This window comes from Streptomyces sp. NPDC059201, assembly GCF_042754585.1.
GTDB lineage: Bacteria > Actinomycetota > Actinomycetes > Streptomycetales > Streptomycetaceae > Streptomyces.
The window spans coordinates 74,192-94,460 of record NZ_JBHZBB010000001.1; the positions used below are offsets into that span (position 1 = coordinate 74,192).

The 20,269-nt window shown below is 70.0% G+C and carries 21 protein-coding genes and 3 pseudogenes; 12 read left to right on the forward strand and 12 right to left on the reverse strand.

The window, feature by feature from the left end; genetic code table 11:
- Positions 1–36: 36 nt before the first annotated feature.
- The 3 genes and pseudogenes from ACFXMG_RS00355 to ACFXMG_RS00365 all read right to left on the reverse strand — a co-directional run.
- Positions 37–503 (reverse strand): annotated as a pseudogene (locus tag ACFXMG_RS00355) (IS5 family transposase); the annotation flags it as partial.
- 201 nt (positions 504–704) lie between these two features.
- Complete coding sequence (locus ACFXMG_RS00360) at positions 705–1,001, reverse strand: hypothetical protein (RefSeq protein WP_383813310.1); 297 nt, start codon at positions 999–1,001, stop codon at positions 705–707.
- A 342-nt stretch (positions 1,002–1,343) separates the two neighbouring features.
- A pseudogene (locus tag ACFXMG_RS00365) lies at positions 1,344–1,620 on the reverse strand (IS5/IS1182 family transposase); the annotation flags it as partial.
- A 4-nt stretch (positions 1,621–1,624) separates the two neighbouring features.
- Here ACFXMG_RS00365 and ACFXMG_RS00370 point away from each other — a divergent pair.
- Positions 1,625–1,705, forward strand: a pseudogene (locus ACFXMG_RS00370) (hypothetical protein); the annotation flags it as partial.
- A gap of 63 nt (positions 1,706–1,768) precedes the next feature.
- Positions 1,769–2,158 (forward strand): ankyrin repeat domain-containing protein, encoded by a 390-nt coding sequence (locus ACFXMG_RS00375; protein WP_383813312.1) that lies wholly within the window; start codon positions 1,769–1,771, stop codon positions 2,156–2,158.
- A 228-nt stretch (positions 2,159–2,386) separates the two neighbouring features.
- Here ACFXMG_RS00375 and ACFXMG_RS00380 read toward each other — a convergent pair whose 3' ends face one another.
- The 7 genes from ACFXMG_RS00380 to ACFXMG_RS00410 form a co-directional block, all read right to left on the reverse strand.
- Positions 2,387–4,867, reverse strand: coding sequence for a tyrosine-type recombinase/integrase (locus ACFXMG_RS00380; RefSeq protein ID WP_383813314.1), 2,481 nt, complete (start codon positions 4,865–4,867; stop codon positions 2,387–2,389).
- A complete protein-coding gene (locus ACFXMG_RS00385) occupies positions 4,864–5,160 on the reverse strand; it encodes a site-specific integrase (RefSeq protein ID WP_383813316.1) in 297 nt (98 codons plus the stop codon). The genes ACFXMG_RS00380 and ACFXMG_RS00385 overlap by 4 nt, the downstream gene beginning before the upstream one ends.
- Positions 5,058–6,074 carry a site-specific integrase gene (locus ACFXMG_RS00390; protein WP_383813318.1) on the reverse strand — a complete coding sequence of 339 codons (1,017 nt, stop codon included), beginning with the start codon at positions 6,072–6,074 and terminating at the stop codon, positions 5,058–5,060. The genes ACFXMG_RS00385 and ACFXMG_RS00390 overlap by 103 nt, the downstream gene beginning before the upstream one ends.
- A gap of 1,133 nt (positions 6,075–7,207) precedes the next feature.
- A complete protein-coding gene (locus tag ACFXMG_RS00395) occupies positions 7,208–7,540 on the reverse strand; it encodes a hypothetical protein (protein WP_383813320.1) in 333 nt (110 codons plus the stop codon).
- A 2,182-nt stretch (positions 7,541–9,722) separates the two neighbouring features.
- A complete protein-coding gene (locus ACFXMG_RS00400) occupies positions 9,723–10,262 on the reverse strand; it encodes a hypothetical protein (protein WP_383813321.1) in 540 nt (179 codons plus the stop codon).
- A gap of 97 nt (positions 10,263–10,359) precedes the next feature.
- Entirely contained in the window at positions 10,360–10,944 is a 585-nt protein-coding gene (locus ACFXMG_RS00405; RefSeq protein ID WP_383813323.1) for a DUF2867 domain-containing protein, read from the reverse strand.
- Positions 10,944–11,615 (reverse strand): TetR/AcrR family transcriptional regulator, encoded by a 672-nt coding sequence (locus tag ACFXMG_RS00410; protein ID WP_383813325.1) that lies wholly within the window; start codon positions 11,613–11,615, stop codon positions 10,944–10,946. The genes ACFXMG_RS00405 and ACFXMG_RS00410 overlap by 1 nt, the downstream gene beginning before the upstream one ends.
- Positions 11,616–11,710: 95 nt before the next feature.
- Here ACFXMG_RS00410 and ACFXMG_RS00415 point away from each other — a divergent pair, with 95 nt between their 5' ends.
- Positions 11,711–12,007, forward strand: coding sequence for a barstar family protein (locus ACFXMG_RS00415; RefSeq protein WP_383813326.1), 297 nt, complete (start codon positions 11,711–11,713; stop codon positions 12,005–12,007).
- Between the two features lie 616 nt (positions 12,008–12,623).
- Here ACFXMG_RS00415 and ACFXMG_RS00420 read toward each other — a convergent pair.
- Positions 12,624–13,490: a glycosyltransferase family 2 protein gene (locus ACFXMG_RS00420; protein WP_383813327.1), complete on the reverse strand. Its 867-nt coding sequence runs from the start codon at positions 13,488–13,490 to the stop codon at positions 12,624–12,626.
- Positions 13,426–14,871: a tetratricopeptide repeat protein gene (locus ACFXMG_RS00425; protein WP_383813940.1), complete on the reverse strand. Its 1,446-nt coding sequence runs from the start codon at positions 14,869–14,871 to the stop codon at positions 13,426–13,428. Before ACFXMG_RS00425 ends, ACFXMG_RS00420 begins: the two co-directional genes overlap by 65 nt.
- A gap of 206 nt (positions 14,872–15,077) precedes the next feature.
- Here ACFXMG_RS00425 and ACFXMG_RS00430 point away from each other — a divergent pair, with 206 nt between their 5' ends.
- The 9 genes from ACFXMG_RS00430 (at position 15,078) to ACFXMG_RS00470 (ending at position 20,261) form a co-directional block, all read left to right on the forward strand.
- Positions 15,078–15,245, forward strand: a complete 168-nt coding sequence (locus ACFXMG_RS00430) for a hypothetical protein (RefSeq protein WP_383813329.1) — start codon at positions 15,078–15,080, stop codon at positions 15,243–15,245.
- A complete protein-coding gene (locus ACFXMG_RS00435) occupies positions 15,242–15,442 on the forward strand; it encodes a hypothetical protein (protein ID WP_383813331.1) in 201 nt (66 codons plus the stop codon). Before ACFXMG_RS00430 ends, ACFXMG_RS00435 begins: the two co-directional genes overlap by 4 nt.
- A 162-nt stretch (positions 15,443–15,604) precedes the next feature.
- The gene (locus ACFXMG_RS00440) at positions 15,605–15,757 is read left to right on the forward strand and encodes a hypothetical protein (RefSeq protein WP_383813333.1); all 153 of its coding nucleotides are present in this window, start codon (positions 15,605–15,607) and stop codon (positions 15,755–15,757) included.
- An 18-nt stretch (positions 15,758–15,775) separates the two neighbouring features.
- Positions 15,776–16,420, forward strand: coding sequence for a 2-keto-4-pentenoate hydratase (locus tag ACFXMG_RS00445; protein WP_383813335.1), 645 nt, complete (start codon positions 15,776–15,778; stop codon positions 16,418–16,420).
- A gap of 34 nt (positions 16,421–16,454) precedes the next feature.
- Positions 16,455–17,333, forward strand: a complete 879-nt coding sequence (locus ACFXMG_RS00450) for an acetylating acetaldehyde dehydrogenase (RefSeq protein ID WP_384338786.1) — start codon at positions 16,455–16,457, stop codon at positions 17,331–17,333.
- Complete coding sequence (dmpG, locus tag ACFXMG_RS00455) at positions 17,330–18,358, forward strand: 4-hydroxy-2-oxovalerate aldolase (RefSeq protein WP_383813338.1); 1,029 nt, start codon at positions 17,330–17,332, stop codon at positions 18,356–18,358. The genes ACFXMG_RS00450 and dmpG overlap by 4 nt, the downstream gene beginning before the upstream one ends.
- Positions 18,355–19,011: an aldolase/citrate lyase family protein gene (locus tag ACFXMG_RS00460; RefSeq protein WP_383813340.1), complete on the forward strand. Its 657-nt coding sequence runs from the start codon at positions 18,355–18,357 to the stop codon at positions 19,009–19,011. The genes dmpG and ACFXMG_RS00460 overlap by 4 nt, the downstream gene beginning before the upstream one ends.
- Complete coding sequence (locus ACFXMG_RS00465; protein WP_383813342.1) at positions 18,956–19,288, forward strand: sterol carrier protein domain-containing protein; 333 nt, start codon at positions 18,956–18,958, stop codon at positions 19,286–19,288. Before ACFXMG_RS00460 ends, ACFXMG_RS00465 begins: the two co-directional genes overlap by 56 nt.
- Positions 19,289–19,373: 85 nt before the next feature.
- The gene (locus tag ACFXMG_RS00470) at positions 19,374–20,261 is read left to right on the forward strand and encodes an aminoglycoside phosphotransferase family protein (protein ID WP_383813344.1); all 888 of its coding nucleotides are present in this window, start codon (positions 19,374–19,376) and stop codon (positions 20,259–20,261) included.
- Positions 20,262–20,269 lie beyond the last annotated feature (8 nt).

Below are 20,269 nucleotides of genomic sequence, written 5' to 3' on the forward strand. Positions count from 1 at the left end.
GGCTCGACGTCTCACCGCCTACCGTGCACGAACTCGTTAACAGGTCCTAACAAGGGCGTCGGACGTGTCGGTGGGTGATGGGGCAGGTGGCAGGCCGAGGAAGGCTTCGTGGATGTCGTCGCGTCGTTCCCGGCGGACGCATAGGCGGCGGAAGCCGTGGAGCCAGGCGATGGTGCGTTCGACGACCCAGCGGTGGACGCCGAGTCCGGAGCCGTGGGGGACGCCGCGGCGGGCGATGACCGGTCTGATGCCCTGGGCCCAGAGGAGACGGCGGTATTTGTCGTGGTCGTAGCCGCGGTCGGCCAGCAGTGTGTCCGGTCGTCGCCTGGGCCGGCCGACCAGGCCGGCGACGGACGGGACCTTGGCGAGCAGGGGCAGCAACTGGGTGACGTCGTTGCGGTTTCCGCCGGTCAAAGACACGGCGAGCGGTTGCCCTGCCCGTCGACGAGGACGTGGTGCTTGCTGCCCGGCCGCGCTCGGTCGACCGGGCTGGGTCCACTTTTGGGCCGCGTCGAGCAGCCCTGGTCGTCACCGAAGAGTTAGGCGCCCACTTCGCAGTTACCGGCGGAGAAGAGCAGCGACAGGACGGTCCCGCAGGCTGCAGTCTCATCAGCGGTGTTGAACCGGTCGGCTCCAGTGCAGGCATCGAACACACAGCGGCAGAGGACGAGGAGTAATGGTCAAGAGTTGCGGGTGAGCTGACTTCAGCTCTCGCCACGGTGGTTGAGGCTGCTCCTGGCGGTGTTGCGGATCCGTTTGGTGCGGCCGGCTTCGGCGGTCCGACGCTGCTGGGCACGGACGCCTTCGAGCGACATCGGCACCTCGCTCTCCTGGTGCTGCTCGACGTCTGGGAAAGCGGTGGCGGCGAACTCGCGGCGGATCTGCTCCTGCCGTACGACGGCGGCGGTCAGGGCCGGGTCCTCCTGGCGGGGCGGGGCGACCGCGCGGTGAACGGCGAGAGCACGGCGATAGCCGGGCGACGCGCTCTCCCGCGTCTTCACCGGCCCAGCCGGAACGACCCGCTGCGGGGCCGGATCCTCGGTGGCCGCCGAGGAACATCGCCGTGGTGGTGGCGCGGGCTGTGGGTGCCAGAACGTGCCCCTGGAGCACCGCTTTGGCGTGCGTCGGGGGCTCGTCCTCCCACAGCGCGTCCATCAGCGCCGTCACGTGCACGGACGTGTTGGGGCGCAGCAGCAGCGCGGCCAGCAGGCTGGCCCGCTTCGCCGGCCCCGGGGCGACGTCGCCGCCGTACGTCGCGACCGCGACGGACCCGAGCAGCCGGAACTCCACCCGTACCTCCGCGTCCGATCTCCCCGCTGCCCCGGCAGCCGAGGATACCGGCCCAGGCGCCGGGGCTTGCGGCGGGGACGGCCTCGTAGACCCCGAATCGCTGGGACTGCGTCCAGCAGCGGCAGGAGCTGGGCACGGTCAACGGGCGAGGGGCCGACGTGATCCCCCTTTGAGGGCCCGGACGTGAGAACCGTCCACGGCGCAGTCGTCCAGGCCGAGCAGGTCAGCGCGGTGTAGTTCGGTCGGCAGGACGGCGTGCAGACGCGGCCAGACACCGGCCTCGGTCCACTCCCGCAGCCGGCGCCAGGCTGTCGTGCCGAAGCAGCCCACAGTCGCAGCCAAGCCGTACGTCCTCCTGCGTCGCGCCCTCGACCGCACCGACATGGTCGCCGTCGCGAAGTACGCCCTGCGCGGCCTTCTCTGAACTAGGACCTGTCCGGCCGATCAAGGTCGCGTTCCATCGGGCAGAATGCCCTGCGTGGATGCCCTGACGATTGAGGATGCCCTCAAGATGGAGAGCCCCTGGACGCCCGCTCATCAAGCGGTGGAGTCCAGCGACCACGCCACGCTCACGCGCATTCTCGATGAGGGAGCCGACGCTGATGAAGTCTGCTGCCAGATGACCCTGCTGATGCACGCCATCGACACAGAGGTCGATGTCGCGAACCAGTCGGGGGAACCGAGCGACAGCGCACTAACCGCGATCCTCCTGGCATACGGTGCTGATCCACATCTCGCGGTCAACGGCGAAACTGCCTACGACTGGGCCCGCAACCTCCGCCACGACACGGCGATCAGGCTGATGGACCGGTTCAGCACCCGCCACACCAAGCTGGCAGCGCGATTTAGAAGGTTCCGCCGGCGGTGAGCCCAGTGGAAGAATTCGAGGCCGGAGAGGAGATCGCCGTCGTCGTCACGGAAATCGAGCTGCCAGCCCGCCGGATCTTCCTTTCCAGGCCAGAGGTTGGCCGACACGAAGGTGCCACGTCGGCCACGTGACAGCCGGCGTGCCCAAGCCGTTGGTGTTGGCCTGCCTGCCCGAGCCGGCGGCCACCGCTACGACATGCCACCCGTGCGTGCAAGGCCGAGCGCGCTGTCAGGTGCCGGTGCCGGCCCTGACGGACCGGCCGATGACGTCCCCGAATCCGGGCATGCCCAGATCGACCGTGCGGCCGGGACGGTGTTCGTGGTCGTCGAGTTGGCTCAGCTTGTGCTCGGCGCCGGCCAGGCTGACGCGCAGGCCCTCGATCTCGCCGAGCCAGCCCTCGCGTTCAGCCTCCGCAATGCGCACCACGAGGTTGTCCCGGGTCTCCTGCAGCCTCGTCCGTTGCGCGGGATCGGGGCGCAGGGTCGCGCACCGCACGCAGGCGTGCTCGTGGACGCACGCGGTGCCGAACGCGCGTCCGCAGGTGCCCACGGAGAGTTTGCGCCGTTCGAAGTGGCCAAGGAATTCCTCCCATTCCTCCTCCGACGGGGTGCGGTACTCCTCGCCCGGGCGCAGCGCTCGGCGGCAGGCGACGAACGCGCGGTGCGCCTCGATCGCTTCGCCGGGGTAGACGGCCTTGTAGCCCATCGTCGTGGTGATGTCCTTGTGTCCGCAGATGATCTGCGCAATGTGCGGGGGCAGGCCGTTCACTACGGCGTCGGTCACGAACATCCGGCGGAAGTCGTGCGGCGTCCACTGCAAAGGTGTGCCGTCGGCGCCGGCCAGGCCGAGGGTGCTGAGCGCGCGTGTGAGGATCCTCCGGATGCTTCCGGGGGTCATCCGTCGCCGTTCCCCGCCGCGCGGGTACTGGAACAGCCAGGGCATCGGCGGCAGCCACACCTTCTCGTGGGTGTCGTAGGCCGGTACTACGGGCACCGCCCCGGTCGCGTCGCGGACCCGGCGCACCACGTGGCTCAGTACGTCGGCGAGTTCCGGGGTGACCAGCAGCAGCCGCTCCTCGTCCGTCTTGGACGGGACGATCTGCAGCAGCGGTACCACTTCCCCGGTCGAGGGCAGGTGGTATTGGACGATGGCGTGGTGGCTCAGCTCCAGAAGTTCCTCGATCCGGATGCCGGTATGCCGTAGGACCTCCACCGCCGCCCAGGCCCAGAACGCATCCTTCTCCTCGGTCTCCAGATTCCGTCGCGCCTGCTGCGGGTCGTCGGCCCACACTCCGTGCGCGTAGGGGCGCACGGAGCACTGCCACACCTGGCCGGCGGCGGTGAAGGACGTGCCCGGCACGGTGGCCCGCGCGGTTTCCAGGAGTTCGGCGGCGCGCCGGTGTTCTGCGGCGACGGCAGCGGCCAGCTGCGGCAGGACTGGCAGGCGCTCACGGGTGCGCTGGTCCATACGCGCCTTGCGGCGCCGCACCTGTTTGGCGAAGTTCGCCTCGCCCGCGCTGATCGGGCACGGCACCGCCCACGCCGCCCAGCGGGCGGGGTCGTCGACCGCCCACTGGGCGATGTCCAGGTAGAAGGCACGCACCCGGCCCAGGTCCTCCGGTGCGGCCAGTCGCGGGCTGCGCACCTCGCCGACAGTGCCGTCAGGCAGGCGGATCCGGCGGGTCTTCGTCTGCATCCGCGACTTCCACGCCACAGCCACGGACGGGTCCAGGCGCAGCGAGTCGATGCCAGGATGATGGGCCTCCAGATCGGCCCAGAAGAGTTTGGCCAGGATCGAGGAGAGCTGATTGAGGGTGGTGTAGTCCAGACGCGGCTGCCGCTCGCGCAGGTAGTCGACGATCACGTCCCGCACCGGACGGCAGACCAGCCCGTAGCGGTCGACGAGCTGTTCGACGCTCAGCTGCCCGCGGGCGCGTCCGAACACCCTGATCGTTGTGGGTGCGTCCGGCGGGAAGACCCCCATGGAGTGCAGCAGGACGTAGAAAAGGCTCTTGTCGCTGCCGCCGCTCGGCCCGCTCGCCTGATCCTTGGCCTCGTTGTACTCGACGCAGTCCCCGACGGTGATGTCCGCAACCAGGCCGCCCTTGCACGCGAGGATCACCGCGATCTTTCCCAACGCCTCGTTCACGCCCTGGGGCCGCACCTCGCTGCCCGCCGCGGCAGCCCGCGCCCGCAGCTCAGTGATGCCCTCCGGGTCGCGCCCGTGCAGCCCGTCGAGCAGGTTCGGCCACTTGCGCGTCACCATCCAGCGGACATCTGGACGCAGGACATCGGCGCAGATCAACGCCCTCAGCCCGTAGGAGAGGTCGGCCGTCTGACGTGGCGTGAGCCCCGCGAAGAACGGCGGCAGCCGACCGGCTCGCCACCGATCGGCGGGGCAGTCCTGGGCACCGCTGGCCAGCCACCGGGCCTGCCAGGTCTCGCCCGGCCACTGCTCCAGCCACGCCAGCAGGCGGTCGGCGCCGCGGACCACCTCTCGCACGCTCACGCGGCCCTGCACCATGCCAGGGATGCCGCGACAGATCTCCTCGCGGGCCCAGCGCGTCGCAGGCCAGTCGACCGGCGCAGGCCGTGGCGGAAAGCGTTCCCGCAACTGCACCACGGCCTCGCTGCGCCCGACGGCCTTAGGCGCGACGGGAACGACCACCGCACGCCGCGCGGCCGGAACAGGGTGGGTCTCGCGGCTCACCGCGATCCGCCGAACATCACCGCGAGACTGGCCGGGTGGTAGCCCTCCCGCGGCACCGGCCCCGCGGGCCGCGCCTGGCCCCGCCGGGCATGATGGGCCAGGACATGCTCGGTGACCTCGGCCGTGTCGGGGGCCAGGTAGATCTGCGTCGTGGTGATCCGCCGGTGCCCCAGCACCCACTGGACATCGGTCAGCGGCAGCTGCGGATCGCGGGCCATCCGGTACGCCGCGGTGTGCCGCAGATCGTGCAGCGACCAGTTCGATCCGAGCACCGCATTGGCGCGCTGAAACACATCGCCCGCGCCGCCGGGTAGTTCAACGGCCGCCACGGCCGCCGCAATGTCCACCACAGCGGCAGCCCACCACCGCGCGGCGCCCCCATACGCCGCAACTCCTCCTGATACAGCCGCAGCCACACGAACGCGTCCGGCGATGCCGGCAGCAACTGGACCTCCCCGGTCCCCTTACGCCGCACCTCAATCACCTGACGCCCGGGGTCGGCCCCGGCCTGACAGCCGGTCAGCAGCTCCTCCGCCCGCGCCCCCGTCGACACCCAGAACGCCAGCAGCGCACGGTCGCGGTGGTACCGCAGACCGGCGAACAGCTCGTCGAACTTCCCGTCCGGGATCCGCCGTGGAATGCGCCGGGGCACCACCGGACGGTACCGTCCGCTCTTCTCGCGCTGGTACACCTCCATCGGATTGTGGTGCGCGTGCGCGCGCTGCACCCTCCGCGAACGGTCCAACGGGAACGGATTGACGACCGGCCCCGTGCCCGTGTCGAGGTGGAAGTCGTAGAACGAGCGCAGCACCGTCTCGCAGTGAGCACGCGTCGACGCCGCATACTTCGCCCCCGGCGCAGACTTCCCCGTCACAAGATTCGGCACCCCTGTCTCCGGCCGACCAGCGGCCAGCGCTGCTGCCGCAGCCTCACCACGGCGGCGCCAGTGAACCCGCACAGGCTTGTCGGCCAACCGCATCCACCGGGCGAAGTCCCGGGCATCCGACCGCTCCGCCCGATCCCACGCCACGTCCCGCACCCATAAGAAGCGAAACCACCGCAGCAGATCCATACCGTACGAACGGACCGTCGCCCCAGAACTGTTCGCTGCCTGAAGCTCGGCGAAATACGCCGAGACCGGCGCCACGACCTCACCCGCAGGGTCAAGCAGCCTGTAGGGCTCCCAGAAGTCGCCGGTCTCGTCCAACCGTCCGACCTCGGGCAATACAAGAAGCGCAAGATCCCGACCGGGACCCCTTGGATCAACCATGCGCGAAAGCTAGCAGGAAGAGCCTCTGACCTGCGAAAACGACGGCACTAGTTCAGTCAACAGAGCGCGAGCGTCTCGGCATCCTGCGCCCGCACGGCGACGCCCTGCTGATCCAGGGGCTGCACTGGGGCGACGAGATCCGCTCCCCCGCCGAGCTTGCGCCCCGGCGGTGGACCTCGCGGAGGAGGAGATCGAGCGGGCGCTCACGCTGCTGGAGTCGGATCGCGAAGGCCGCCGACCTCGACCGAATCTGAGCACCAGCGCTGATGACGCCCGTGGGGCCCGCGCACTGCCCTTGCCCACCTCCACCAGCGCAGTCCCTCCGGCTCGGTCCGGCCCTTCTCGTCGTCTGTCTGGCCGGGCGGGGACGTCCTACGCATGTCGCTGGAGCACCGCTCGTCGAGCCGACCGCATTCACCGCCGCGCATCCTGAAACACCCCCGTGCACATGTTCCGTGTCGCGGCCGGTCAGGGTTAGCGTCGGCCCAGCCTCTGATCATGGGGCCACTGCACAGGAAGGGGATGCTATGCGACGCCGGATGGGGGCTGCTCGACCCTGAATGGGGTGCGCAGGGTGACATCGGGTGGGGCCTGACGGCTGGCCCTGGCCGGAGCTGACCCATCAAATGACGAGGCCTGCCCCGGTTTTCCACCAGGACAGGCTTTCGGCTGTGCGCAGAGCCTGCTCTACAGGCGTGGTCGGCGACCGCGGCCGCGCTCGCGGCGAGGACGGTTTCCTCCCACTGCCGGTCGCGCTCCGTCCGGGCCATGGTCTCGCACGGTCCGCACAGGGGCCCGAGCGGGCCGTTCTCGAGCAGCGGCGCTCCGCAGCCGGTGCCGTCGTGGCCTTCGCACCGTGCGGCCAGCGTGGCCGCGGTGAGGCCGGCTGCGGCGCAGTGGCGGCATGACTCGCCGGTGGGGGTCCGGCGCGGGCAGGTCGGGCAGGTCGGGCAGCCTGCGCACTCGGTGCACAGGTCCGTGCCGGCCTCGGGCGGGCGGCCGCACCGGGTGCACTCAGCCATGACTCGGCGGGCCGCCTCCTCGACGAGCGTGTGCCGGATCTCCCCGGGCTATGGGGTGGAGGGCAGGGCGTTGATGCGGGCTGAGACGACCGCGCCGGCGCTGGTGCGGACGGGGCCTTCGAACGGGGCGGCGAGCGCGGCCAGGAGGGTATCGGCAGTCCAGGGCGTGTGTGACATGAGGGCGTCGAGGCAGGCAGCCTGGTCGGCGAGGGGACGGCGGCCGAGCGCAAGGACCGGGACCTGGGTGCCGATTTGGTAGAGGATGTCGAGGCCGGGCGTCATCTCCGCCCGCACACCCGGCACCTGCCCGTACCCACCCGCGCCGCCCGCCGTCGGCTCCATGGCCGCGCCCGCGGCCCGAGGTCGGCTCTCCTCCCCCACTCACCGCAGCTCCTCGTCGGTCCGTCCCTCCGTCCCTTCCTCTCCACCGCCGGTCGCCTCTACTACGTGAGGGGACGGACGGACGAGTCGGTGTCTGAGCGGTATGACTGAGCGGGGACTCGCGATCTTGCAGGTCAGCCCCCGAATCCGGGTCAGAATTCTGACCCGCCGACCCCGAGCCGGAGGTCTGACCCGTCCCCGCCGACCCCGCCTCCGGCACCTCTCCCGTCCCTTCCTTCCGGGCCTCGCGGCGGGCCTGGGCCAGCTCCCGGGCGCGGACCGACATACGACCGGCGCGGCATCAGGTTGATACGCATGCGCACCCCGCCCGGCCGCCAGCGCCCGCGAGGACGTGGTGAGCCTGCGCCCCTCCGGCGTGGTGACCAGCCCGACCCGGGTGAGCTGGTCGAGCAGGCCCTGGATCCGCGAGATACTCGACGGCTCGGCACGCTCCCCCGCCGGCACCGCCTTGCGTGGCAGCAGGTGGCACAGCTCCGCGAGCGTCAGCTTGCGCACCGGCCCGTGCTTGTCGATCACCAGTGACCGCAGGATCAGGTAAAGGCGGACCGCAGGATCGCCCAGCTCCGGGCAGACCACGACCCAGTCCCGCACCTGCGAGGCGTACCAGCCGTCGTCGTCGACCGGCGGGTACAGCTCGACGATCTGAGGCCGCCTCTGCTCACGCGGCGGGACGTCGGCGAGGGGGTGTCGTGGTCGTGGCTGGGCGCAGCCGGCCTTCCTTCCACCCCACCAGGGGCGGGGGTGCGTTGCAGCGCCCGAGGAAGGGGCGTCGTACGAGGTCACCGCACGCTTCGTCCGCATCCTCACCGCCGTGCTGACCGCCAGCAATCTCCCGCCGTCACAAGGCCATAACTCCCGGTGGTCAGCGTGGTGGTAAGCGCGATCGACCACTTCCCAAGCACGGAGGCAGCCACTGAAGCGAGCCAGCGCTCGCACTGCCACCTCGCCGGGAAGCACCTGCGGCTACGACGGCTCTGCGTGCGGGTTCCCGGACCTGTCACCGCCACGTCCGCCACGTCCGCCACGTCCGCCACCAAGAGCGTTCAGGCCAGTGACAGCTACACGTGCGGTCGTTGAGTCCGGCGTGACTCTCCCCCGCCGCAGATGCACCCTCTGCTCCGCCGCTCTCGCCCCCGGCCCCACATACCTCGTGAACGGCGCGCTCCGCCACGACCGCCGAGCGACCGCCTCGGTCTTCCTGATCTGTACCCAGTGCTACGAGAAGGGCCGCGCCGACCCGGTCACCGGCCTCTCCCGTCCCGTTTCCGAGCGAAGGACGCCGAAGTCGCTCTGGTGGAGCCTGGCGGGCCGAGGCGAGCTTCTGCCTCCCACCCTGTGCGCGGCCTGCGGGCTGACGGTCGTCCGGCGTGCGGAGCCGCTGCTGCGGAGGGTCACGTGCTCCGCGGCGTGCCGGACCTCCCTCACACGTAGCCGTCACGGCGGCCGGGGCTCGGGGGTTTCTTGTGGGCACTGCGGCACGCCGGTGACGGCTGCCCGTTGCGGCTTCCCGGTATTGCCGACCGGCCTGCCGTCAGGCTGCCTATCGGCTCCGGTCCGCCGCCGCAGCGCCGGACCCGGTCGCCTAGCTGCTGGAGGCGGCTCGCGTCTTCAGCGGCGGTCTGGCCCTGTCCGCAAGGCTCTACAAGGCGCTGTACCGGCTGGAGGCGGCACACCGAAGCAACGGGCCGAGACAAGTCACCCACGCGATCGCCGCCTTCGCCTCCATGAACCCGGACCGCATGCGGGGAATCCCGGACACCGAAGATGGACGCCGGTTCCGCACCGCCTTGCGCAGAATCCGGACAATCCCGTATACGTAGCCGTCACAAGGCCCCGCCGACCCTGCGCCCGATAGCCGGCGGCCTGGCGGCCCGAGCGGGAGACCCTGCAGGTGCCGGCCGCGGTCGACGTCGTTCTCGACCGCTACCGGGCCCGTCTGGCGGTCTCCCTTCGCCAGCTGTTCTACGTGCTCTTCAGCGACGGCGTACTGGCGAAGACCGAATGGGACTGCAAGCGGATGTGCGAATACGTCGGTATGGCGCGCCGTTCGGGACGGATCGGCTGGGAGGTGAACCGGGACAACACTCTCGTCGCCGTCCAGGCACCCCAGCGAGGAGGACCTGTGCCGTCCGCGCGATCTCGTCGTACTTCGCGGACGGCGTCATCGGCGTTGCCTCGGCTGCTGTACTTTGTGCGCGTCGCGCAGCAGGTCGGGTGCCACTCGGCGGTGTACTGCGGACAGCGGCGACCATATGCGTGCCGCTATCGGCCGGTCGTAGCGGAGGATCGTGGCCAGCGACACCTGCTCGTCATCGACGTGGACGACGAGGTGGCCGGTCAGCATCCAGGAGTGGGCTTCGAGCCGGATCCCTCCGTCGCAGCGGTCAGCGATCATCCATCCGGCCACGTGGTCCGGTGATGCCCGCCGCTTCAGACGCAGGCCAAGAAGCACCCGCCAGATGAATTGGCCTTGGATGCCCGCGACGTCTTCGAACGCCGCGCGCGCCCACTGCTCCGGTGACCTGTGTGAGGCTTCATTCGTGATGAGTGTGAAGACGTCGATGTAGTCGGGGTCGGTCGGGCTGAGAGCGCGGATCGCCGAGGGAATGTTGTGCTGTTGACGGACGGTCAGCACGCGATCACCCCCGTTCACTCCCTCTCGGTCGTGGACGGGACGGTTGTTTCCTGCTTCCACCTTCATCTCCTCAACTTCTCGGGAACTTGCCTCGGGCGAGTCCGAGTAGCGGCGTCTTCATCGACCGGCGGGGACGGTCTTGGTCTTGCCGAGGTGCCCGCAGTCAGGTCGGCGTGCCGACCCGCCACCCCCGTCCGATCATGCGCATCAGCGCCGGGTACACGATCAGGTACCGGAACGGCACGATTGCGGCCATGTAGATCCTGCCGAGCAGGCCGTTCGGTTTCACGAGCACAGCCATCTGACCCCGGTAGACGCCGGCGTCATCCGGGACCCAGCCAATGTGCATCACGGTATGCACGGTCTTGTTGGCGCTCTCGGCAGTCCACTCGGTGCCCGTCAGGTAGACCGAGGTGAACGGCACCGACTGGAGATCCGGCCCGTACGGACCCTTGCGCAGATCTTCCGGCAACCGAGTACGCAGCGTCGGCACCCGGGAGCCGATGCCGGAACCGGCCTTGTCCCAGCCGAACAGCTTCCCGAGGTGCCAGCGGATCGCGAACAGGACACGGGCGGCACCGGAGAACGGGTTCGGGCCGTCGTCCTTCGCGAACCAATCCACCAGCAGTGGAGAGTCGTCGGGGCCGCCGGGCGTCGGAAGGACCCAGACGTCCTCGACGCGAAAGTCCGGGGCGATCTCGTGGATGCGCCAGTGACGGGACGTGTGCGCGCTCTTCGGGATTCTCATCAGTGGTCCTGCGTCCGGTCGGGGGCAGCAGGGGCGAGCCCGAGCACGCCGGCGACAGCGCGGTCGGCGAGCAGCTCGTCATGCGGGGCCTGGCCCTCCAGGGCAACGACGGTTCCTTCAAGGGCGCCGACGAAGGCGAGCGCGAGAGTTCGGGCCGGAGGGCCGGGAAGAATCGTTCCTGCCTCGCGGCCGGCGTCGATGAGCTGGACGCAGTGGGTGACCAGCTGGTCGTAGCTCCGCTCCACCTCACGCCCGACGGGGTGGTCTTGCCCGGTGAACTCCAGCCGCAGCGCGATCGCCATGCGGGCGAAGTCGCGTCGGCAGAAGACGGCGTGTCCGCGCGCCATGGCCAGCAGCGCCGCGACGGGCTCCGATTCCTGGCCGACGAGGCGGCCCACCTCCTGCTCCCAGCTGTCAAGGATCCACTGGAGCGCGGCCAGGGTCAGGTCCTGCTTGTCCTTGAACTGGTGGTAGAGGGCACCCCGGGTGTACCCGGCGTCCCTGGCCACCTGCTCCAGCACGAGGTTGCCATAGCCGTACCGGGACAAACCCCGGGCGGCGGACTCCAGCAGGGCGCCGCGGGTCTGCGCGCTGCGTTCGGTCGGGCCGGAACGGGTACGACTGGCCGAGCCCCGCCCGGCTGACCGGTCCCATCGGTTTCGTACATGCATGCATGTACGTTAGCAAGCGCCTGGGTGAACGACCGACCAGAGCCTGGCTCTTGGGCCGGTGATTGGCTCGTGGTGAGGCTGGTTAGGCTGCTGCGATGACGGACAGCGAGCTGATCGTCGACCTGCGCGGCCGACTGATCGAGACACTCAACGACTTCTGGGACGCGGTGAGCGAGGCGTGCGGGCTGCCGGAGTGGTTCGGTCGGAACCTGGACGCGTGGTCGGACACGATCGAGACCCGGGGCATCTCTGAGGTCATCGACAGCCACGACATCCTGATCGTTCACGTCGACCAGCAGGGCCTCTTCGACGGACACCGACCGGAGGCCAAGTCCCTGGTCGGCATCTTCGACGGCGAGCAGAACCGGCTCGTCGCCCACAGGCCGGCCTGACAAACCCTGCGGACTCCATACTCAGCGCCGGGCCCAGATGAGGATGGGAGCACGGTTGGCTTCGTCGGTGTAAGGCAAGAGCGTTTGATGCCGAGTCTGGGCAGCAGATGGTGATCAAGCAGACCAGGAATGTTACTGACTTCCGAGAGCGCCTGGTCGGCATGTCGGGGCAATCCGAGGACAGGTTAAGCCGGACGGATATCGCCCTGGCATGACACAACGGCTCGATCTTGCTGCATCTCTCGCCAGAGACGTCGACAGCCGCAGCGGTGCATGGAGCTTCCCAGAGGATCCGGGCGTTCGTGCACCCTTCGTCCCATCGCTCATGCAGGTAGGGCTTGAAGTCGTCGAGCTTGGTCCGGCAGCGGTGATCTACTCCTCCCGGGTGCCGGCCGAGCACAACGTGTTCCCGTTCACGGGGAACGCGTTGCTGCTCCCGCTATGGCCACTGGAAGACGAGTTCACGTGGCCGCCGGACAGGCAGGGCACAGCCGAGCAGTTCGAACGGCTGAGCAGCGGAACGACGCCGATGGATATCAAGGTCGGCACAAAGAATGAACTCCTGACTCGCGTGGCCCCGCCCCGGAGCGATCCGGACCAGCGGGGTTTCGTCGTCTCAGATCACCGGCGGCCGACCCAGCCGGGTCATCCGCCACACGGTCCGCCACCGGATGGGACGCCGCGGCGGGCACGGTACGCGTACCCCTTCGAAGAATCCGGCCCACCACTCTTTGAGCCCGGCCAGCGGGGGCCGCTGCACCACCGTGTACGCCGCCCACGTCGCGAGGTACACGGGCACGAGGACGGCGGGCAGGTGGCGCTTGGCCAGCCAGACGCGGTTGCGGCCGGTGTTGCGGTAGTAGACGGCGTGGCGGGACGCTGCGGTGCGCGGATGTTGCAGGAGGATGTCGGCCCGGTAGTCGATCTCCCATCCGGCGTCGAGCGCGCGCCAGGCGAAGTCGGTTTCCTCGTGGGCGTAGAAGAACTGCGCGGAAAAGTCGCCGACCTGGTCGATCACGCTCATGCGGATGGCGTGGGCGCCGCCCGGGAACGTGGTGACCGGGCCGGACAGGTGCGGGTCGGCGCCGCCGAGGCGCGGGACGTGCCTGCGCTGGCTGACGCCTTCCTCGTCCACGATCCGGAAGCTCACGATGCCCAGGCGCGGGTTCTCGGCGAACGCTTCCCGTACCAGGCGGAGGGTGTCGGTGCGGGGCAGCATCCCGTCGTCGTCCAGGACCACGACGGCGTCCACACCACCGTGCTCGCGCAGCGCCTGCACGCCCTCGTTCCGGCCGCCGGGGATGCCGAGGTTCTCCGGCAGCTCGACGCCCAAGACGCCTTCCGGGAGCCGCGGGAGCTTCACCCCCTGGCCCAGTACGACGACTGTCGCACGATCGCCTTCCTGCTGCGCCACCGACTCAAGGAGCGCCAGGAGTTCCTGGGGTCGGTCGCCCATCGTCAGCACCACCACGCCCACGTTCATGGCGTCCACTTCCTGTTCGTTCGTGCTCGGGCCGCAGTAGCTCGGCCGCCTTCTGCTCCAGGCTTCTCGCGCCGGCCACGCCGCGCTTGCGGTATCCGGCCGCCGTTGAATAGATCGTCTTGATCTCCTGCCTGTTGCGGTCGGAGACCACGCCGTCCATGAAGTCCAGGGACCGGCTCCACAGGCCCACGGCCTCCTCGTGGCGGTGCTGGGCGGCCACCGATCTCCCCAGGTTGACCATGGTCAGGCCGTGAACGCGCTGGTAGGTGTCCGGCGTGCGGTCCGTCAACGCGGCGCGGTAGTGCCGCTCGGCCGCCGCGTAGTCCTTCATCGCGGTCAGCGTCTTGCCCGTGTGCGAGGCGACCGTGGCCGTCACGGGCCCGGAGGCGGCGGCGAACGACAACACCGGCTCCCGCAGGTCCGATACCGCGTCCTCGGCAGCTAGCAGCGCCCGCGCCGCCTTCTCGCTCTCCCGGCTGGTGCCGTACGCCCTGGCGCAGGTGACCAGCAGCAGCGCCTCGGTCCGACGGTCGACTTTCCCCGACGCCCGGCGCAGGGCCTCCTCGGCCAACTCCACGCAGGCGTCGGGATGGCCGAGGTCGAGCGCCTGATGGGTCATGGCCCGCATCATCCACGCCGCGTGCCCGTACGGGTCGGCCTCGCAGGCGAGCTGATACCCCAGCAGGTAGTACCGCTGCGCGACACCTTCGCGGCCGAGATCGTGGTGCTTCCAGCCCACGAGGGTCGCCAACTGGGCCGCCGCCCCGAACGCCTGCCTGCGTACGGCGTCAGAGGGAAAGCGTGCCGCGAGCATGGGGGTGACGGTGTCGGTCAGGTACGCGGTGACGGCGGTCAGGCCGTGGCCGCCGCCCAGCTTCTCGTCCGAGCTTCGGAACGTCTCGGTGAGCATCCGGACCGTCGCGACCTCTTCTGTGCCGACGCTGCCGCCGGTCTCCGCGGCCTTGAGCGTGGCGGCGACGGCTTCGTGGTCGTAGCCGAGGGGAAGGGCGACGGCAGCGGCGGCGAAGGCGGAGTTCAGGAAATCCCTGCGTCGGAGCATCACGAATCTCCCGAGATCGGCAGCGGTGGCCAGCAGATCAGCGCCCAGGGCCTCCCCGCTGGCTGGGCAGCCTAGACCGATCTCGGCAACCGTCACCTTCCGCTTCATCCTTCGAGTGAGAGCCTCGGCGATGAAGAGCGGCGTCTGTCCGGATGGTGTACCGCCGGCGACCCAGTACGCGACCGCGGACGGCCCGGTGCTCAACTTCGCCCCGGCCTCGGCCGCCACGATGCGAATCTCCCTGGCCAGCGCGTAGTACGTCACCCCGGCCTCGTCGATGACGTCCGCCAACCGGCTGTTCGGTGTCCGGCTCCCCGCCACTTCCAGCTCCTCGAAGGCGATCTTGAACGGCTTGAACGAGTTCGCGACATGCCAACGGTACTCACTTTCCGTGCAGGAGAGTTCACTGTTCACACGCCCCCGGAGGTTGAAGAACCCTCCGGGCGGCTCCCCCGAAAGCAGCAGCGGGTCGCGGTGCCCCCGTCGGCCTGCGGCCCGCTGCTGCCCCGTACGAGAGGAGCGACCGCATGACGACCGCCGAACTGCCCTGGAGAACCCCCGGTGCGAGCGGCCGGAGGTACACGCCGCCGGAGCCCCAGCCGGGTGCCCCGAGCCGGGCCCTGCGTCTGCGAGCGGCCGACGGCTGGGAGAAGTTCATGCGCCGCACCGAGAGCCGGCCGGAGGTAGGGACGTGAACCCGGTCGATCCGGACGGGTACGAACAGCACCCGCTCCTGAACAAGAACGTCCGAGACATCGCCTCGCGCGGTGAGGGCGTCCTCGTCGCCGTGACGCACGAACTCCACAGCCACGGCACCGTGCGGCTCGCGCACATCCGTCCCAAGGGTGGGATCGAGTGGACGACGGCCGCGGACAACATCCAGCTCCTGTGACCCGGTTACGACCCTGGCCCGGCTGGCGCCAGCACCTCGCCGTCCTCGCGTTCGTCGTCGTCACCACGTTCGCCGTAGTCGGGCTGGCCATCGCCGGCACGCCCAGTTTCTGAAACGCCCCAGCCGCAGTCTTCCGCCACAGTCAGCTAAGGAGAAGCACAGATGGCTAAGCTGCTGAACTCCCACGTGCCCCACGGCGAGAAGCGAGCGCCCCTCGCCGCCCTGGCCGAGGAGCTGGCGGACGCAAGCCGCTCCCGTACCCCCGTGTCGCCGCTGGCCAGCCGGTTCCCGGGCCTGACCCTCGATGACGCGTAACGCATTCAGCGGCTCAACGTGGTGCGTCGGATTTCGGCGGGTAGCCGGGTCGCCGGCCACAAGATCGGTCTGACCTCGCTCGCCATGCAGCAGCAGATGGGTATCCACGAGCCCGACTCCGGATGCGTCCTCGACGACATGATCTCGCCCAGTGGCAGCCGCTTGAGCATCGCGGACTTCATGGCGCCCCGGATCGAGACGGAGATCGCCTTCCGTATCGGCCGCGACCTGGACGCCCCCGCGGACCTGGGCACAGTCCGCGCCGCCGTGGCGGACGTGTTCCTCGCGTTCGAGGTCCTCGACACCTGCTTCACCGACTGGAACATCACGCTGGTCGACAGTATCGCCGACAACGCCGCGTGCGCCCGTGTCATCACCGGCACCCCGGTCGCCATCGACGATGTCGGGGATGTCTCCGCAGAGCGGATCACGGTGAGCGTCAACGAGAAGGCCGTGGCGACCGGGGAGGGACGCGACATCCTCGGCGACCCGTTCAAGGCACTGATGTGGCTGACGTACCGCCTCCCCGTCCTCAAGACCACGCTGCGCGCGGGCGACATCGTCCTGGCCGGTTCCGTGCACGCCGGCATCCCGCTCACCGCCGGCATGGACATCCGGGCCACGTCGACCCGGCTCCCCGCCATCCGTACGCACGCCGTCTGAGTCCTACCCGCTTCTTCCGATGAGTGGAGTACACGTGCTGAACACGGCCGTCCTCGGTACCGGTCTTCTCGCCCTCGACCTGGTCGAGCGCATCCAGAACTCCCCGCACCTGCACTGCGGCCTCGTCGTCGGCCGCACCCCCGACAGCACCGGCCTGAGCAAGGCCGCCGACATGGGCTGCGCCACCGCGGCGGGCAGCATCGCCGCCCTGACCGACTCGGACGAGACGTTCGACATCGTCTTCGACGTCACCAACGCCTTCGCCCACCCCGAGCACGCGGCCCGGCTCGCCGACACCGGAGCGGCCGTCATCAACCTGACCCCCGCCCACACCGGGACGCTGATCGTTCCCGCCGTCAACGGCGACCAGGCCGCCGCGCACCAGCACATCAGCCTCGCCTCGTGCGGCGGCCAGACCTCGATCCCCGTCCTTCACGCCCTCGCCCAGCACTACGCGACCCTCCACCTGGAGATGGTGGCCACGGCCGCCACCAAGAGCGTCGGCCGGGCCAGCCGCCTCAACCTCGACGAGTACATCGAGACGACCCAGTCCGCGATCCAGCAGTTCACCGAGGCGGACACCGTCAAGACCATGCTGAACATCAGCCCCGCCTCGCCGCCGCCACGGTTTCGCAGCGCGATGACACTCCTGGCCCCCGGCGCCGAACCGGGGGCGGTGCGCACGATCGTGGATTCCGCGGCCGAGACCATGCGGTCCTTCGTCCCCGGCTTCCACGTGGCCTCGTGCACCGTCGCCGACGACACAATCCGCGTGGCCGTGGAGGTCACCGCCACCCGCACCGACATGCCGGTGCACGCGGGGAACCTCGAAGTGATCAGCGCCGCCGCCATCCACGCCGCCGAACAGCACGCCCTCGCCCGGATCTCGGCAGTGAAGGAGAACGCACGATGACCTCCAGCAATCAAGGTCGCCTCATCGTCCACGACCCGACCCTGCGCGACGGCCAGCACGCCGTGCGCCACCAGCTCGACCGCCATCAGATCCGCGCCTACGCCACCGCCGCCGACGCGGCCCGCGTCCCCGTCGTCGAGATCGGCCACGGCAACGGACTGGGCGCGTCCTCCTTCCAGGTCGGGCACAGCAGGATCAGCGATGACGAGATGCTGTCCACCGCCCGCGAGGCCCTCACGCACAGCAAGATGGCCGTCCTCATGGCGCCCGCCTGGGGCACCTCCGCCGACCTCCGCAACGCCGTCGTACGCCATGGCGCGGACGTGGCCCGTATCGCGGTGCACTGCACCGAGGCCACCGCCGCCGAGCGCCATCTCGGAGTGATCCGGGAGCTCGGCGCCGAAGCACAGGCCGTGCTGATGATGAGCCACATGGCCGACCCCGGGCAGCTCGCCGAGCAGAGCGCGCTCCTGGTCGGATACGGGGCCCAGGCCGTCGGCATCATGGACAGCGCCGGTTTCTACCTGCCCGAGGACGTCACCGCCCGCATCGGCTCCATCGCCTCCGCCGTGGAGGTGCCCGTGATCTTCCACGGGCACAACAACCTCGGCATGGCCGTGGCCAACTCCCTCGCCGCCGCCCAGGCCGGTGCCCGCGTCCTCGACGCATGCGCCCGGGGGTTCGGCGCGGGCGCGGGCAACACCCAACTGGAAGTCCTCGTGCCCGTGCTGGAGCGCTACGGCCACGCCACCGGGATCGACGTCCGGCGCCTGGCCGATGCCGCCGACCTCGCCGGGCAGACCCTCATGCCCGCGCCGCCGTCGATCGACTCCACCAGCCTTGCGTCCGGTCTCGCCGGCGTGTTCTCCGGGTTCAAGAAGCCCGTCCTGGAGGCCGCCGCGCGCGAGGGCGTCCATCCCTGGGACCTGTTCCAGGAGCTCGGCCGCCGTCAGGTGATCGCCGGGCAGGAGGACGTGATCCCGGAGGCCGCTCGCAGCCTCGCGTCGCGGGGAGCCGACCGGTGACCGCCGCGACGGCCCCGGCCGGGGTCTGGTTCATCACCCCGGGCCACGCGTCCGAGCGCTTCCCGACCGCGTACCGGTGCGGCGCGGACGTCGCGCTGGTGGATCTGGAGGACTCCGTGCCCTCTGCGGCCAAGCCGTCCGCCCGGGCCGCCGCCCGCAGCTTCCTCGCCGCCTCCGCCATGACCGACAGCACGCTCGGTGTCAGGATCAGCTCTCCCACCACCCTCGACGGCGTGCACGACCTCGCCGCCCTCGCGGCCCTCCCTGTGAAGCCGCAGATCGTCTTGATCCCCAAGGTGGAATCGCCGCGCGACGTCGAGATCGTCGCCGGTGTCCTCGACACCCCCGACTACACGCCCCTGCTGTACGCACTGATCGAGACCCCGCGCGCCGTGGAGGCGCTGGCGTCGATCGTGCGGGCCGGTCGCATCGCCGGGGTCCTGTTCGGGACGGCCGACTACGCGACGGCCACCGGAAGCGCCATGGGGTGGGACGCGATGCTGCACGCCCGGTCCGCGCTCGTCACCAGCGCCGCCGCAGCGGGCATCCCGGCCATCGACTCGCCGTTCTTCGACCGCGCGGTCCTGGCACCCGTGGATGCTCCGCATCCTGGATCTGCGCCAAGCGGTACGGCTGCGCGGCTGGCCCGATGAGGTCGACCTCGCCCTCCCGATCGAAATCGTCACCGAGAGCGGAGAGGCCACCGAGCGTTACACGCTCCGGGTCACCGCCGGGAAGGGCGTTCTGGAACCCAGCACTCGCGCGGGACAGATCACCCTGACCAGGGGGCAGTTCGCCGTCTGGTACGCCGGCGGGTACCGCAGCACAGCCGCCGCCACCCTGGCCGGAGTGACCGCCCCTCCGCGCACCGTCGCCCAGCTCCTGGCCGCCACCACCGACCGTGAACCATGGCTCGCCGACCACTTCTGACCCATACGCCCCCGAGGCAGGCGCCGCAGTACCCTTCACGCCTACGGGCTCCCGCTGCTTGCACGCGATTCGGAGAAACCACCACATGACGCGGAACACCCCCATCCCGCCCGACCTGCGCCGATGGATCACCGAGAACCTGCCGGACGGGGACAGCGGCACGGCCGAGGACGTCTCCTGGGACCGTGGCGACTCACGGGTCTGGCGGGTACCCACGGCCGAGACCGAGGTCTTCGTGAAGCTCAGCCCGAGCCAGAAGGAGTACGAGCGGGAGGTCGCCGGCTACGCGTACGCGGCGCGCGCCCTCGCCCCGCACGAGGCACCCCGCCTCCTCGCCTCGGACCCAGGCTTGCAGGCGATCATGACCTCGCTCCAGCCGGGCCGCGTCGTACGCGGGCTGCTCCTCGGCAGGAAGGAGGAGCTGCGGGTGCACGAACGGGCGGGAAACCTGCTCAGGCGCTGGCACGACGCCTCCACTCCCGCCCCGCAGCAGGACCGCGACCTCATCCGCGCGTCCATGGCCGACCAGGCACGCGAAGCCGCCGCCTGCCTGGAAACCACCGCCGGACATCTCGACGACAAGCAGCGTGCTCTGATCCAGTACGTTGCCCACGAGCTGCCGCAGCTCGCCGAGAACCTGCCCGTCGTGTACCGGCACGGCGACTACGCCACCCGCAACTGGCTGTGGGACCCCCACCACGGCTACGGCGTCATCGACTTCGAGATGTCCGCCCACGGCATCGCCGTCGAAGAGTTCGTATGGCTGTGCGGAGCGGTATGGGCACCCCGCCCCGACCTCAAGGCCGCATACTTCACCGGCTACGGCCGCACGCTGTCGGACGGCGAGGAGAGAACACTGCTCCTCCTCACCGCGAGGCTCGGCGTCTCCTACCTCGCCACCGGCCTCTCCAAGCAGAACCCGGTGCTCATCGAGCGCGGCCACCTCGTCCTCAGCCGCCTGACACACGCATAGCAGCGGCC